Annotated in this window: 12 protein-coding genes; 6 read left to right on the forward strand and 6 right to left on the reverse strand. The window is 72.6% G+C overall.

The genetic code is table 11. The features are described 5' to 3' along the window. Window positions 1-96 precede the first annotated feature (96 nt). Window positions 97-291 carry a hypothetical protein gene (locus ACIOFR_RS16360; protein ID WP_400997235.1) on the reverse strand — a complete coding sequence of 65 codons (195 nt, stop codon included), beginning with the start codon at window positions 289-291 and terminating at the stop codon, window positions 97-99. 175 nt (window positions 292-466) lie between these two features. Here ACIOFR_RS16360 and ACIOFR_RS16365 point away from each other — a divergent pair, with 175 nt between their 5' ends. Next, entirely contained in the window at window positions 467-808 is a 342-nt protein-coding gene (locus ACIOFR_RS16365) for a carboxymuconolactone decarboxylase (RefSeq protein ID WP_400997238.1), read from the forward strand. A gap of 112 nt (window positions 809-920) precedes the next feature. Here ACIOFR_RS16365 and ACIOFR_RS16370 read toward each other — a convergent pair whose 3' ends face one another. From ACIOFR_RS16370 to rox, 3 genes are all read right to left on the reverse strand, one after another. After that, window positions 921-2648 carry a beta-1,3-glucanase family protein gene (locus ACIOFR_RS16370; RefSeq protein ID WP_400997240.1) on the reverse strand — a complete coding sequence of 576 codons (1728 nt, stop codon included), beginning with the start codon at window positions 2646-2648 and terminating at the stop codon, window positions 921-923. Between the two features lie 190 nt (window positions 2649-2838). After that, window positions 2839-4104 carry a family 16 glycosylhydrolase gene (locus ACIOFR_RS16375; RefSeq protein ID WP_400997242.1) on the reverse strand — a complete coding sequence of 422 codons (1266 nt, stop codon included), beginning with the start codon at window positions 4102-4104 and terminating at the stop codon, window positions 2839-2841. Between the two features lie 356 nt (window positions 4105-4460). Next, the gene (gene rox / locus ACIOFR_RS16380) at window positions 4461-5909 is read right to left on the reverse strand and encodes a rifampin monooxygenase (RefSeq protein WP_400997244.1); all 1449 of its coding nucleotides are present in this window, start codon (window positions 5907-5909) and stop codon (window positions 4461-4463) included. Window positions 5910-6432: 523 nt separating this feature from the next. On the opposite strand from rox, the gene ACIOFR_RS16385 reads away from it, so the two are divergent. The 3 genes from ACIOFR_RS16385 to ACIOFR_RS16395 all read left to right on the forward strand — a co-directional run bounded on the left by ACIOFR_RS16385 (window position 6433) and on the right by ACIOFR_RS16395 (window position 10549). Beyond that, window positions 6433-7479, forward strand: coding sequence for a substrate-binding domain-containing protein (locus tag ACIOFR_RS16385; protein ID WP_400997247.1), 1047 nt, complete (start codon window positions 6433-6435; stop codon window positions 7477-7479). A 214-nt stretch (window positions 7480-7693) separates the two neighbouring features. Beyond that, window positions 7694-9766: a discoidin domain-containing protein gene (locus ACIOFR_RS16390; protein ID WP_400997249.1), complete on the forward strand. Its 2073-nt coding sequence runs from the start codon at window positions 7694-7696 to the stop codon at window positions 9764-9766. Window positions 9767-9937: 171 nt separating this feature from the next. Next, entirely contained in the window at window positions 9938-10549 is a 612-nt protein-coding gene (locus ACIOFR_RS16395) for a TetR/AcrR family transcriptional regulator (RefSeq protein ID WP_400997251.1), read from the forward strand. A gap of 58 nt (window positions 10550-10607) precedes the next feature. Here ACIOFR_RS16395 and ACIOFR_RS16400 read toward each other — a convergent pair whose 3' ends face one another. Together ACIOFR_RS16400 and ACIOFR_RS16405 are read right to left on the reverse strand one after the other, a co-directional pair. Continuing rightward, entirely contained in the window at window positions 10608-11270 is a 663-nt protein-coding gene (locus ACIOFR_RS16400) for a response regulator (RefSeq protein WP_400997253.1), read from the reverse strand. Next, the gene (locus tag ACIOFR_RS16405; RefSeq protein ID WP_400997256.1) at window positions 11267-12421 is read right to left on the reverse strand and encodes a sensor histidine kinase; all 1155 of its coding nucleotides are present in this window, start codon (window positions 12419-12421) and stop codon (window positions 11267-11269) included. The genes ACIOFR_RS16400 and ACIOFR_RS16405 overlap by 4 nt, the downstream gene beginning before the upstream one ends. A gap of 130 nt (window positions 12422-12551) precedes the next feature. Here ACIOFR_RS16405 and ACIOFR_RS16410 point away from each other — a divergent pair, with 130 nt between their 5' ends. Together ACIOFR_RS16410 and ACIOFR_RS16415 are read left to right on the forward strand one after the other, a co-directional pair. Next, a complete protein-coding gene (locus ACIOFR_RS16410) occupies window positions 12552-13472 on the forward strand; it encodes an ATP-binding cassette domain-containing protein (RefSeq protein ID WP_400997258.1) in 921 nt (306 codons plus the stop codon). Next, on the forward strand, window positions 13469-14341 hold the full coding sequence (locus ACIOFR_RS16415) for an ABC transporter permease (protein ID WP_400997260.1): 873 nt from the start codon (window positions 13469-13471) through the stop codon (window positions 14339-14341). The genes ACIOFR_RS16410 and ACIOFR_RS16415 overlap by 4 nt, the downstream gene beginning before the upstream one ends. The last annotated feature ends 189 nt before the right edge of the window (window positions 14342-14530 follow it).

A 14530-nucleotide genomic window follows, 5' to 3' on the forward strand; every position in this document is an offset into this window, starting at 1 on the left:
CGGGCTCGGGCTCGGCGGGACGGTACGGGAAACGGCGGGCCCACGAACGGCGGGATCGGGAAGGGCGGGATCGGGAACGGCGGGTGGCCGCGCGGATCACGCCGACTCGGCGGCGGGGAGCTGGCAGGTCGGGCAGAGCTCGTGGCGGCCCTGTTCGGTGATCACGGTGCCCCAGGACCGGCACTCGCGGCAGTCGCGGGCAAGGATGACGTTCGCGCGGGGGGCCGGGACGGGAGCGAAGGGGTGGGCTCCCTGGGCGGCGCGCTGATGCTGCTCGGTGGAGTCATGCATACAGACATTTTGTCATAGATTGCATAGATATGCACATGTCAGGCAACTCCGGGTGCCCGTCCGGGATCCGGCCGGATGGCCGAGTCCGCGCGGCGGGCTTACCGTCGACGAGCAGGAGCGGGCGCACGCCGGGCGGCGGACGTCTGCGTCTCCTCGTCCCCGAAGGGAAACCGACATGTCGACCATGTCCGACACCCCGGTCCTCGACACGCTCGCAGCGATGACGATGGACTCCATCGAGCGGTGCGGAATGAGCGAGGACATGCTCATCCTGACCCGGATCGCCGCACTGGTTGCCTCCGACGCCCCGTCCATCTCCTACCTCGCCCACCTCGGCCCCGCGGTCGAGGCCAACGTGACCGCGAGCCAGCTGCAGGACGTGCTGGTCGCGATCGCGCCGATCGTGGGCACCGCCCGCGTGATGTCCGCCGCCGGACACATCGCCGAGGCGATGGGCGTGGCCATCGCGGTGGCCGACGCCGAGCTCCAGTCGCAGCTGGACAGCGGCATGCGGTAGCCACCGGGCCCTCGTACGCCGTCGGCGGTGCCCTCCCGGCCCGGGAGGGCACCGCCGACGGGCGTTGCGGGGACGGGCCGGGATCGGCCCGCGGGGACGGCCGGCGCGGACGTCAGGCGAAGGTGAACCAGTTCAGGTTGACGAAGTCGGCCGGCTGCCCGCTGTCGAAGGTCAGGTAGACGTCGTGCACGCCGGTCGTCCGGCGGACGTCCACGGGCACGGTGCGCCAGCTCTGCCAGCCGCCGGTCGAGGCGACGGCCAGGCTGCCGATCGGAGTGGCGGTGGGGCTGCCGAGCCGCACCTGTACCAGACCGCTGACCCCGGCCGCCGCGCCGGACGCGACCCGGGCGTCGAACCGGCCGGCCCCCGCCGCGCCGAAGTCGACGGCCGGGTACTTCAGCCAGGTGCCGTTCCTCAGCCACCCCATGTCGCTGCCGCCGCCGGTGTCCGCGCAGGACTCCGCCCGGCCGCCCGACTGGGCGCCGAAGGACTCGGCCTGGATGGTGGCGAACGCGCTGACCCCGCCGCCGGCCGTCGCGGTGGCCGTCGCGGTGGGCGTGGCGGTCGGCGTGGCGGTGCCCGTCGGGCTCGGCGTCGGGGTCGCGCCGCCCGCCGTCCCGCCGACGGTGATGGTGAACCGGCCGGGGCTGCCCGACTGCACCTTGCCCTCGAAGTCGACTCCGGCCGGGTGCACGTCGTCGTAGGGGAAGGCGTAGCCGAGCCCGTCGGGGGTGGTGGCGTGCAGGATCCGGGCGTAGTGGTTGGTGCGGGGCTTGGTGTAGAAGGTGGCCGGCCGCTCGGCGGTCGGCTGGTCGGGGTTGTCCAGCAGGGTGGTCCGGTTGAGGGCGGCGGCCAGCCGCGCGCTGAGGTTGCCCATGACGTCGTTGCCGGTCGTGAAGGGCGCGTCGCTGCAGGAGAAGATCGCCAGGGTGGAGGGCTTGGCGAAACTGCCGACCCCCGGGAAGGTCAGCGTGTCGCCGTTCACCCGGCCGGTGAGGGTGCCCCAGGTGAACTGGGTGTCGAGGTGCAGGTCCCGGGAGCGGTAGGTGTTCCAGACCTGGTCCACATAGCTGTCGAAGTACCCCGAGAACAGCCCGGAGTTGCCGCGGATCGCCAGGTTGGGGCTGAGCACCCGCAGGTCGGCGCCGTTGCGCTGGACGATCAGGCGGCTCCAGTCGCTGCCGTCCGCGGCCGACTGGGCCCGCAGGGCGGCGGCGACCCGCGCCAGCCCGTCCGACGGGAGCCCGCGGACTGTCTGGGTGCCCTGGGCGGTCTCCAGCCGGAAGGCGATCGGCAGGCCGACCATGTCGACGAAGGTGATGTTGGCGTACAGCTGGTCGTTGTTGAAGGTGAATTCGCAGAAGTCGTGCTGGACGGCCGCGTTGGGATCGGAGGGGTTGCTCACCGAGGGCAGCGCCAGCCCTCCCCCACGGTTCATCAGGAAGGTGAGCCGCGCACCGACCGAGAAGTAGATCCGCCCGCTGTCGAGGTGGGGCAGGGTCACCCGCCGGGCACCGGCGCCCGGGCCGCCCAGCGCGATGGCGCAGTCGACCCCCAGCGGCGTCTGGTCGTTCGCCGGGGACGGCGGGTGGTGCAGGGTGGAGCCGTCGGCCTGGACGAAGGCCCAGGCGCCGCCCGCCGCGGGGTCCCGGCCCAGCACGTAGGCGTACACGGTGCCGGAGCCGGTGGTGTTGACCAGGTCCAGGGGGAGGGTGGCCGAGGTGGAGGCGGAGGCGCTCGACTCGATCCACCTGGACACGGCGGCGACGGAGAGCGCCGCGCCTGCGGTGGCGGCAAGCAGCTTCCGGCGGGAGATCGGCCGGTGGTGACGCGCTGTCATGGGGGGTTCCCTTCTGCGGTGGCGGCCCGCGGCGGCGGGACGCGCTGGGTGGCCCGCGCCCGGTGGGGCGGCGCGGCGCGGCGGCTCGGTGGGGTGAGTCCGGCGCTCGGCGGCCTGCGCCCGGTGGGGCGGGCGAACGGTGTGGGGTGCGTGCGGGGTGGGTCGGTGCGGTCGCGGTGGGCGGCGCGGGTCAGCCGACCGTCCACTTCTGGTTGGCGCCGCCGCCGCAGGTCCAGAGCTGGAGCCTGGTGCCGTCCGCCGAGGAGTTGCCCTTGGCGTCCAGGCACTTGTTCGCGCCCACGTTGGTGAGGTCGTGGGCGGCGGTGCGGGTCCACTTCTGCGCGTTGGTGCCGTTGCAGGAGTAGAGCTGGACGACGGCCCCGTCGGCCGACGAACCGCCGGCGACGTCCAGGCACTTGCCGAGGGCGCGCACGGTGCCGTCCGCGCCGACGGTCCAGTGCTGGGCGGGGTTGCCGGTGCAGTTGTGCAGTTGGATCGGGGTCCGGTCGGCGTTCGAGCCACCGGCCACGTCCGCGCACATGCCGCCGATGCCGCGGATCGCGCCGGTGGTGGAGCCCGAGGAGTCGTTCCAGGCCGAGGCGCGGACGTAGTCGACGGTCATGGTCTGCGGGAACGCGGTGGCGCCGTCGGGGCCGCCGGGCCAGTCGCCGCCGACGGCCAGGTTGAGGATGACGAAGAAGGGGTGGTCGAACACCCACCTGTGGCCGGCGGTGTCCGCGGGGGTACGGGTCTGGTAGGCGGTGCCGTCCACCGACCAGGTGATCGCGGTGGGGCTCCAGTCGACGGCGAACACGTGGAAGTCGTCGGCGAACGCGCGGCCGCCGGGCAGGGTGTAGCCGGCTCCGAGGCCGCCCGCGCCGGAGTAGCCGGGGCCGTGCACCGTCCCGTGGACCGTGCCGGGCTCGCGGCCGATGTTCTCCATGACGTCGATCTCGCCGCTGTTCGGCCAGCCGACCTGCCCGAGGTCGGCGCCGAGCATCCAGAAGGCCGGCCAGACGCCCTGCCCGCGCGGGATCCTGATGCGGGACTCGACGTGTCCGTACGCCTGGGTGAAGGACTTCGCCGTGTTGAGCCGGGCGGAGGTGTACTGGCAGGTCCCGTACCAGCAGCCGAGGCCGGAGTCGGTGTTCTTGCGGGCGGTGATCACCAGGTGGCCCTGCCCGTCCAGCGCGGCGTTGGCGTTGCCGGGTGTGTAGTACTGCAGCTCGTGGTTGCCGTTGCCCGAACCACCGGTCTCCACCGTCCACTTGGCGGCGTCGGGGGCACCGCCGGACGCGCCGTCGAACTCGTCCGACCAGCCCTGTGCGACGACGGCGGCGCCGGCCCGGGAGGGCGCGGGTCCGGTGGTCGACACGACGGCGGCCGTGACGAGCCCGGCGGCGAGGGTGAGTGCGAGGCCGCCGAGTGACCATCGGGACGCGCGGTGTGCAGCCATGGGCAGTACGCCTTTCCTGGGGCAGGGAGGTGCCGGGTCGGGGCCGGCGGTCGGCCACGGGTGCGGAGGGACGCTCCGGGCGGCCGAGAGAGCGCTCTCATCGAGGCGCCGCCCGACCCGAGGGGCCACATGTTATGCAGGGGCCACCGGCCCGGCAAGGTTCACGACCTGAACACAAGACTGGCTGACCTGGGTGTTTTCCCTTCAGGGCCTGACACTTAACGTTCCTTTAGGACTCGCTTGACCAGCGGCACAGGGTCGACCGGCGACCCGGGGCGAACGGACGCCGGGGCGAACGACACCCCGACACGACCGTGGACCCGAGGCGACCGGCGCCCCGGGTCCACGCGCGGCGCTCAGCCCGCGGCGGCGCCGAACCACCGCGCCAGCGGGCCGCGCAGCTCCCGCTGGTCCGTGCCGGCCCACGCCACGTGGCCGTCCGGGCGCAGCAGCACCGCGGACACCCCCGGCTCCCCGCCGAGGTCGGCGTCCCGGTCGACGACGAGGTCGACCCGGTCCGTCCAGCCGTCCACCGACAGCCGGCCGGTCCGGTCGAGCAGCAGCCCGCGGCCGCCGTGCAACAGCCCGTACAGCCGTCCCTCCTTCAGGGCGACGTCCCGCATCCGCCGGCCGAGCAGGTCGGGGCCCTCGCCGAGGTCGTAGCGGACCCCGACCGCGGTGATCATCTCGGTCACGTACCGGTTGACCTCCTCGAAGTCCATCAGCTTCGAGAACAGTTCCCGCAGCGCGGTCGGGCCCGGATCGGCGCCGAGCAGCGTGATCTGTGCGCGGGTGTTGTCCAGCACCCGGGCGCCCACCGGGTGCCGTTCGGCGTGGTAGCTGTCCAACAGCCCTTCCGGCGCCCAGCCGTTGACCTCGGCAGCCAGCTTCCAGCCGAGGTTGACGGCGTCCTGCACACCGAGGTTCAGCCCCTGCCCGCCGGTCGGCGGGTGGATGTGCGCCGCGTCCCCGGCCAGCAACACCCGGCCCACCCGGTAGCGTTCGGCCTGCCGGGTGGCGTCACCGAACCGGGACAGCCAGCGCGGCGAGTGCGCGCCGAAGTCGGTGCCGGCCGTCACCCGCAGCTGCCTGCGGAAGTCCGCGAGAGTCGGCGCGGCCGCGCGGTCCTGTGCCACCGCGCCGGCGGGCACGACGACCCGGTACACCCCCTTCTTCCCGTCCACGTCGGGTTCGAGGCCGAAGCGCTGCTGGGTCCTGCGGACCTCGGCGACGACGGCGGCCACCGTCTCCGGGTCCTCGGCCAGCTCCATCTCTCCCAACAGCGTCTCGACCGTGGCGGGTTCGCCCGGGAAGGCGACGCCGAGCCGCCTGCGGACCGTGCTGCGGCCGCCGTCGCACCCGACCAGGTAGCGCGAGCGCAGCCGGGTACCGTCCGCCAGGTCGACGTCCACCCCGTCCTCGTCCTGGCCCAGCCCGACCAGGTCGCGGCCGCGCCGGATCTCGGCCCCGAGTTCGAGCGCACGCGCGTCGAGGATCCGCTCGGTGGCCACCTGCGGGATGGCGAGACCGTACGGGTGGGCCGTGTCCAGGCTCTCCGGCCACGGCTTGACGATGCCGCCGAAGAGACCGCCGACCCGGAACGTCTCACCGACCGCGAGGAAGCGGTCGAGCAGGCCGCGCTGGTCCATCAGCTCCACGCTGCGCGCGTGCAGGCCGCGTCCGCGGGACTGCTCGGTCGGCTCGGCGAGCCGCTCCAGCACCACTACTCGCACGCCGTGCAGCCGCAGTTCGGCTGCCAGCATCAGACCTGTCGGTCCGCCACCGGCGACGATCACATCGATCATGGGAACTCTCCTCCACACCAGGACATTCACCGGCCGGACATCCGGATGTCCGACATTCAGGGGACGGTCGCCACCCGGCCGGTCCGTGCACGATTCACCGCTGCGGCATTTCCCCTGTTTCCGCAGGTCAAGGCTTCGGTCGACCATTCTGCGGCAGGACCGGGGCCTTGCCGCAAGGCCCCCGGTGCGCTATATCTTGGGAGTGGCAAGGAGTGGTTTCCCTCCTTGCCACCGGTGTTTTCCGGGGCATTTCCGGCCGCTGGAGACCACGGCCCGGCAGCCTGGCGCAGCCCGATCCCGCCGCCCCTCACGCCACACCGGTTGCTCGCATCTCACCAGTCGCACGCGTCACACCGGTTGCACGCATCACAGGAGCATCTCGAAGTCGCGCAGCCGTGACAGAGCTCTTGACGATCCCCCACCGGCGGCGTTTCCTGTGCCCGAACGTTCGATCCAGTTGATTTCTGAGCGCTTGTGTTTCATCTGGCTGGCTCAGGACCGACGCCACCCCCCAGGAGCCACCATGCCCCGCACTCCGGGCCGACGCGCCGCCGCCGGCCTCCTCGCCCTCCTCGGCCTGACCACCACCGCGTGTTCCACCGGCGCCCCGTCCGGCTCCTCCGCCACCGACCCGGTCGCGAAGGTCGCCGGCAGGATCTCCCTGACGTACCTGCAGAAGCAGGGCGACCAGGAGTACTTCATCGGCGAGGCGGAGGGCGCCAAGGCGAAGGCCGCCGAGCTGGGCATCGACCTGAAGGTGGTCAACCTCGGCAACGACGCGAACCGGACGGTCGGCGAGGTGCAGTCCGCGATAGCCCAGAAGTCCAACGGCCTGATCGTCGTGGTGCCGGACCCGGCCGTCGGTCCGCAGGTCGTGCAGACCGCCAGGGAGGCCAGGGTCGCCCTGCTCACCTCCGACGACCAGATCTGCGCCACCGGCCCCGAACCGTCCGCCTGCGACAAGGCCGACCTGATCCCCCGGATCGGCTTCAGCGGCACCCAGATGGGCGGCGAGGTCGGCAAGCGGGCCGGCGAGGAGTACCGGAACACCGGCTGGAACCAGGCGGACACCCGGATCCTCTCCGCCTGGAAGCAGGACGTCACGGTCTGCACGGACCGGGTGAACGCGGCCAAGGACGCGTTCATCGCGACCGCGGGCGCCAGCGTCCAGAAGATCGACGTGGCGACCGACAACACGCCGACCGGCGCCCAGGACAGGGTCGCGGCGACCGTCACCGCCAACCCGGACGTCAAGCACTGGATCGTCCTCGGCTGCAACGACGAGAACGTCCAGGGCGGCGTCACCGCCCTGCAGAACGCCGGTTTCAAGCCCCAGGACGTGATCGGCGTCGGCCTCGGCGCCTACCTCGCCTGCAAGAACTGGAGCGGCGGCAGGCCCTCCGGCATGCGGGCCGCCCTGTTCATCAACGGCAGGGACGTCGGCGCCCTCGCCGTCCAGACCATGTACGACCGGCTCAGGAACGGCCGGGCGATGCCCGCGGAGTCCTTCGCCCCGACCCGCATGGTCGACGCCGCGACCTGGAAGAGCGCCGGCGTGCCCTGCGGGTGAGGCACACCGGCCGTCGTACGCAAGTGGTTTGACGAAACATCAGGTCATCCGTCCCGGACTATTGACTCGGATTCCAACAGTGGCGATTCTCGTCACATCGAGTACGCGGGACATGCCAGTCGGCCGGACGGCACGGCCCGCGACCCCCGCACGCTCCGGCGCGCTGCGACCGCGCCGTCCGCTCACTCCCCCACCCCGACCTGAGTGGTGACCCATGACTCAACACGCCTACAGCAGAGGCAGGATCCTCGCGGTCCTGTCCTTACTCCTCGCCCTGGTGGCCATGGCGCTCGCCGCCCCCGCACCCGGCGCACCGGCCTCGGCCTCCGGTGACGCCGGCTGGTGGAACCCGACCGCACGGCCCGTACCCGACTCGCAGATCAACGTCACGGGCGAGCCCTTCAAGGGCACCGACGCCCAGGGACAGGTCCGGGGCTTCATCGACGCCCACACCCACCTGATGGCCAACGAGGCCTTCGGCGGCCGGCTCATCTGCGGCAAGGGCTTCTCCGAACAGGGCATCGCGGACGCGCTCAAGGACTGTCCCGAGCACTACCCGGACGGCTCCCTCGCGATCTTCGACTACATCACCAACGGCGGCGACGGCAAGCACGACCCGGTCGGCTGGCCCACCTTCAAGGACTGGCCCGCCCACGACTCGCTGACCCACCAGCAGAGTTACTACGCCTGGGTCGAACGGGCCTGGCGCGGCGGCCAGCGGGTGCTGGTCAACGACCTGGTCACCAACGGCGTGATCTGCTCGGTCTACTTCTTCAAGGACCGCGGCTGCGACGAGATGACCTCCATCCGGCTCCAGGCACAGAAGACGTACGAGCTGCAGGCCTACGTCGACCGGATGTACGGCGGGGCGGGCAAGGGCTGGTTCCGGATCGTCACCGACAGCGCGCAGGCCCGCGACGTGATCCAGCAGGGCAAGCTGGCCGTCGTCCTGGGCGTCGAGACCTCCGAACCGTTCGGCTGCAAGCAGATCCTGGACGTCGCCCAGTGCAGCCGGGACGACATCGACCGCGGCCTGGACGAGCTGTACGGGCTCGGCGTGCGCAGCATGTTCCTGTGCCACAAGTTCGACAACGCGCTGTGCGGCGTGCGGTTCGACGAGGGCGGGCTCGGGACGGCCATCAACGTCGGCCAGTTCCTGTCCACCGGCACCTTCTGGAAGACCGAACAGTGCGCCGGCCCGCAGCACGACAACCCCATCGGCCTGGCGCCCGCGCTCGCCGCCCAGAAGGACCTCCCCGAGGGCGTCGCCGTCCCGTCCTACGCGGCGGGCGCGCAGTGCAACTCGCGCGGTCTCACCGATCTCGGCGAGTACGCCGTGCGCGGCATGGTGAAGCGCAAGATGATGCTGGAGATCGACCACATGAGCGTCAAGGCGGCCGGCCGCGCCTTCGACATCCTGGAGTCCGAGTCGTACCCGGGCGTGATCTCCTCGCACAGCTGGATGGACCTGGACTGGACCGAGCGGGTCTACAAGCTCGGCGGCTTCGTCGCCCAGTACATGCACGGCGCCGAGGGATTCAGCGCGGAGGCCAAGCGTACGGACGCGCTGCGCGACAAGTACCACGTGGGCTACGGCTACGGCACCGACATGAACGGGGTCGGCGGCTGGCCGGGCCCGCGGGGCGCCGACACCCCGAACCCGGTGCGCTACCCGTTCCGCAGCGTCGACGGCGGGTCCGTGATCGACCGCCAGACCACCGGCGAGCGGACCTGGGACATCAACACCGACGGCGCCGCGCACTACGGCCTGGTCCCGGACTGGCTGGAGGACATCCGCCTGGTCGGCGGCCAGGACGTGGTGGACGACCTCTTCCGGGGAGCCGAGACCTATCTCGACACCTGGGGTGCCTCCGAGAAGCACCGGTCCGGGGTGAACCTGGCCGCCGGCTCCTCCGCCTCGGCCAGTTCCTCGGAGTGGAACCCGTTCACCAGCTACGCGCCCGGCCGGGCCGTGGACGGCAGCACGGGCACCCGGTGGGCCAGCGACTGGAGCGACGACCAGTGGCTGCAGATCGACCTGCGGTCCACGTCGCTGGTCGGGCGCGTCACCCTGGACTGGGAGCGCGCCTACGGGAAGGGCTACCGGATCGAGGTCTCCACCGACGGGGCCACCTGGAAGACCGTCTGGTCCACCACCACCGGTGACGGCGGCCTGGACACCGCGCAGTTCGCGGGTGTGCCGGCCCGACTGGTCCGTGTCCACGGGGTGCAGCGCGGCACCAAGTGGGGGTACTCCCTGCACGAGGTCGGCGTCTACAGCACCTGACGGGCGCCGCCCCCGGGCGGCGGCGGGTGCGGCCGGACCGGTGTCCCCGGTCCGGCCGCACCCGCACGCCCGCCGCCCGCAGGCCCGCCGCACGGCGCACGGCGCACGCACGACCGCAGCACGCAGCACGCAGCACGCAGCACGCAGCACGTGAACGAGAGGACTCCCCCGATGGCACGGATGCCGTCCGCCGAGCGGCGCAGACAGCTGACCGAGGCCGCGATCCGCGCGATGACCCGCGACGGCGTCGCCCGGACCACCACCCGGTCGATCGCCGCAGAGGCGGGCGTGTCGCTGAGCGTGTTCCACTACTGCTTCGACTCCAAGGAGGCCCTGCTGGAGTCCGTCATCGCGACCATCACCGAGCACTCGGTCGCCATGGTCCGGGAGGCGATCCGGCCGAGGGCCACCCTGCGCGAGACCGTCCGGTCCGGCTTCCGGGCCTACTGGGACCACGTGGCCGCCAACCCGGGCGAGCACATGCTCACCTACGAGCTCACCCAGTACGCGCTGCGCCAGCCCGGCTTCGAGCACCTGGCGCGGCGGCAGTACGAGCTGTACTCCGCCGCCTACATCGAGCTGCTCGACCGGCTCCGCGACCTGGCGGGCGTCGAACTCAGCGTCCCGGACGCCGTGTTGGCACGCTACCTGGCCGCGATGACGGACGGCCTGACGCTGAACTTCCTGGTGCTCGGCGACGCCCGGGCGGCCGAACAGATCCTCGACATGATCGCCGACCACGTCGCGGGCCTGGTCCTGGACACCGGACGCGCCCCGGTCTGACGGACGCCGGCCCGCCCGGCCGCCAGCCCGCCCGGACCGCGGCCGCCCGGACGACAGGTCACCTCGGCGCCGTGACCAGGCCCATCTCATAGGCGGCGATCACGAGTTGGACCCGGTCGCGGGCGCCGAGCTTGGTGAACAGCCGGGCCACGTGGGACTTGGCGGTGGCCGTCGAGATGAAGAGCTCGCCGGCGATCTCGGAGTTCGAGAGGCCCCGGCCGACCAGGGTGAGGACCTCCCGTTCGCGCTCGGTGATGCCCGCGACCGGGCGGGGGGAGCGCTCCGCGGCGGGTGCGGGCCGGTTGACGAACTCGGCGATCAGACGGCGGGCGACGCCCGGGGCGATCAGGGCGTCACCGGCGGCGACCACGCGGACCGCTGCGAGGATGTCGTCCACCGCCATGTCCTTGACGACGAACCCGCCGGCGCCGGCGCGCAGTGCGCCGTACACGTGCTCGTCCTCGTCGAAGGTGGTCAGAACCAGGACACGGGTGGTGGCACAGCCGGTGGCGATCAGGCGGGTGGCCTCGATGCCGTCCATCCCCGGCATCCGGAGGTCCATCACCACCACGTCGGGGGCCAGCTCCCGGGCCAGTCGGACCGCCTCCGCACCCGACGCGGCCTCGCCGACGACGTCCAGGTCGGGGTGGTCGGCCATGATCACCCGCAGGCCGGACCGGACCAGCGGCTGGTCGTCGGCGATGACGACACGGATGCTCATCGGACGTCCACCGGGAGCCCGACGGGCTCGGCCAGCGGCAGTCGGGCCGCCACCCGGAATCCGCCACCGGGCCGCGCCTCGGCGCTGAACCGGCCGTGCAGCAGGCTGACGCGTTCCCGCATGCCGGTGATGCCGAAGCCGGATCCCGCCGCGCCCCGCATCCCCCGCCCGTCGTCGACGATCTCCACGGCGAGCTCCTCCGATCCGTAGTCGATGGCCACCCGGCAGCGCCCGACGCCCGCGTGGCGGACCACGTTGGTCACCGCCTCCTGCACGATACGGTAGGCGGACAGGTCCACCTCGGCCGGCAGTCGACGCCGCTCGCCGGCCCAGCGCAGCTCGACCTCGACCCCCGCGTCCGCGGTCGCCGCCACCAGCCGCTCGATGTCCGCCAGGCCGGGGGCCGGTCCGGGGGCGAGCGGTGCCTGCGCGGCGCCGGGATGCGGATCGGCCTGACGCAACGCCACCAGCGTGCGCCGAAGGCCCGCCAGGGTCTCCCGGCTGGTGGCCTCGATGGCCTGCAGGGCCGCGCGGGCCTCCAGCGGCTGGGTCTCGATGACCCGGCCGCCCACCCCGGCCTGGATGGCGATGATGCCGATGCTGTGCGCGACCATGTCGTGCAACTCGCGGGCGATCCGCAGCCGTTCGGCGGTCACCGCCTCGGCCACCTGCTGCGTGCGCAGCGCGCCCGCGTGCGCACGGCGTTCGCGGATCAGCAGGCCGGCCATGCCGGAGGCGGCCACCAGCAGGACCGTGATCACGCAGGCGCCGATCATGCCGTCCGACCCCTGGGTGAAGCCTGCGACGGTGGCCAGCTGCGCCGTGACCGACACCACGGCGGCGACGGTCGAGGCGCGCCGCGACCGGGTGGCGACGATGAGGCCCAGGGCGAGGTCCACCGCCAGGAACGGGGCGAACCGGCCCGGGCTCCGGTCGTGGCAGAGCGGAACCACCAGGACAGCCCCCACCAGGACCATCGTCAGGGCCACCTGGGGACGGCGGCGCAGCACCCCGACGAGCAGACCGGAGGCGAGCAGTGCCCCGATGCCCTGCCGGGTGCCGGACGCCTCGGGCGCGTCGCACACCGGCAACAGCAGCACGACCGGGTACAGCGCCCCGCCGCCCCAGGTCATCAGCCTCGTCCTCGTCATTCCGCGAGCGTATCCGGCCGCCGCCCACGGGACATGGGCCCGGAGGCGTACGCCCCCGGGCTGACGTCCCACGCGATTGCCGCCTCCGGCCCGATGCCCGGGCGGGGGTGTGACCGGCACCGTCGGGGCTGTGATCGAAGTCAACGAACTCACCAAGACCTACGGCGGCAGGACCGCCGTCGCCCAGCTGTCGTTCACCGTCCGCCCCGGGCAGGTCACCGGCTTCCTCGGGCCCAACGGTGCCGGCAAGACCTCCACGCTGCGGATGATCCTGGGCCTGGACACGCCCAGCGGCGGCACCGCCACCGTCGGCGGTGTTCCGTTCCGCAGCCACCGGCGCGGCCTTCGGCACGTCGGCGCCCTGCTGGACGCGGGCCAGGTGCACGGCGGCCGCAGCGCCGCGGCCCACCTGGCGGCGCTGGCCCGCAGCAACGGCATCCCGCGGCGCCGGGTGGAGGAGGTGCTGCAGGAGGTGGGCCTGTCGGAGGCGGCCCGCCGCCGGATCGGCGGGTTCTCGCTCGGTATGAAGCAGCGGCTCGGCGTCGCCACCGCCCTGCTCGGTGATCCGCCCGTGCTGATGTTCGACGAGCCGATCAACGGGATGGATCCGGAGGGCGTGCTCTGGATGCGCCACCTCTTTCGACGGCTCGCCGCCGAGGGCCGGACGGTCTTCCTCTCCAGCCACCTGATGACGGAGATGGAGCGGACCGCCGACCACCTCGTCGTCATCGGACAGGGCCGGTTGATCGCCGCCGAGTCGGTACGGAGCTTCGCGGCCCGCGGCACCCGGCCCGGTGCCGTGGTCGGCACGCCGCGGGCCGCCGAGCTGACCGGGCTGCTCACCGCGGCGGGCGCGGTGGTCGAGCCGGAGGGTTCCGCCGGGGCCGAACGGCTCGTCGTGACCGGGCTGCCGACCGACCGGATCGGGGCGCTCGCCTTGGAGCACCGCATCGTGCTGCACGAACTGACCACCCGCAGCGCCTCGTTGGAGGAGGCCTTCATGGAACTGACCGCGGACAGCGTCGACCACCAGGCAGGACGTCCCCGATGACCACACCTTCCGCCGTTCCCTCCGGCGCCCCGGGCGCCCCCGTCGCCGAGCCCCCAGCCCCCGTCGCCGAACTCCCGGCCCGCTTCGGCGACCTGCTGGCCGCCGAGTGGATCAAGATGCGCTCCCTGCGCTCGACCCCGTGGACGTTCGCGTTCGTCGTGCTCTTCGTCATCGGATCGGCCGCGGCGGCGTCGCTGGCGGAGGTCGACAACATCGGGAGGGCCGGCTCCGACGCCCGTACCGACCAGGGGTTCCTGGTGTTCGACGCGTTCCCGGCCGCCGGCTACCTGACGTTGATGCTGGTCGCCGGCAGTGTCGGTGCGCTCACCGTCGTCGGCGAGTACGGCAGCGGGCTGATCCGCACCACTACGGTGGCGGTGCCGGCCCGCGGTTCGGTGGTGCTCGCCAAGGCCGTGACCCTCGCCGCGGTGTGGACCGCGGTCGGCGCGGCCGTGTCGACCGGCGCCTTCCTGCTCTCCCAGGCGATCCTGAGCGGGCGTCACGCCGGTGTCCCGTTCGACCGTCCGGGCGTGCTGCGGGCGCTGGTCGCGTCCACGCTGCTGGCTCCGGTGTGCGCGCTGGTCGGCGTGGGACTGGGAGTGCTGATCCGGCACGGCGCGGCCACCATGGTCACCACCGCCTTCACCCTGCTGATGCTGCAGCCGATGTTCTCGGACTCCCGGCGCTGGTCGGCCGACGTCAACCACGCGATGGTGGCCACGGCCTGGAGGCGCCTGCTGGAGTACTGGGAGCCGGACACCAGCCTCGGGTACACGGCCACCATCGCCGGGTCGTGGACCGTGCTCGCGCTCTGGCCGGTGATCGCGATCGTCCTGGCGCTGGTCGTCGTGGGCCGGCGCGACGTGTGAACGGGACCTCGGCGGCGCTCCCCGCCGCCGGGGTCCGCCGTCTTCCCAGCATCTCGGGCCGGGTCGGTCACAGAGTTCCCCGGGCCGTGGGAAGAGTTCCCCTATCGATCGGGAACGACCGCTCCCTAGCCTCCTTACGTCGTTCGACCGGCGTTCCGGAACCGTGGCCCCACCGGCAGTGAACCTCCC

This window comes from Kitasatospora sp. NPDC088346 (genome assembly GCF_044740765.1).
GTDB lineage: Bacteria > Actinomycetota > Actinomycetes > Streptomycetales > Streptomycetaceae > Kitasatospora.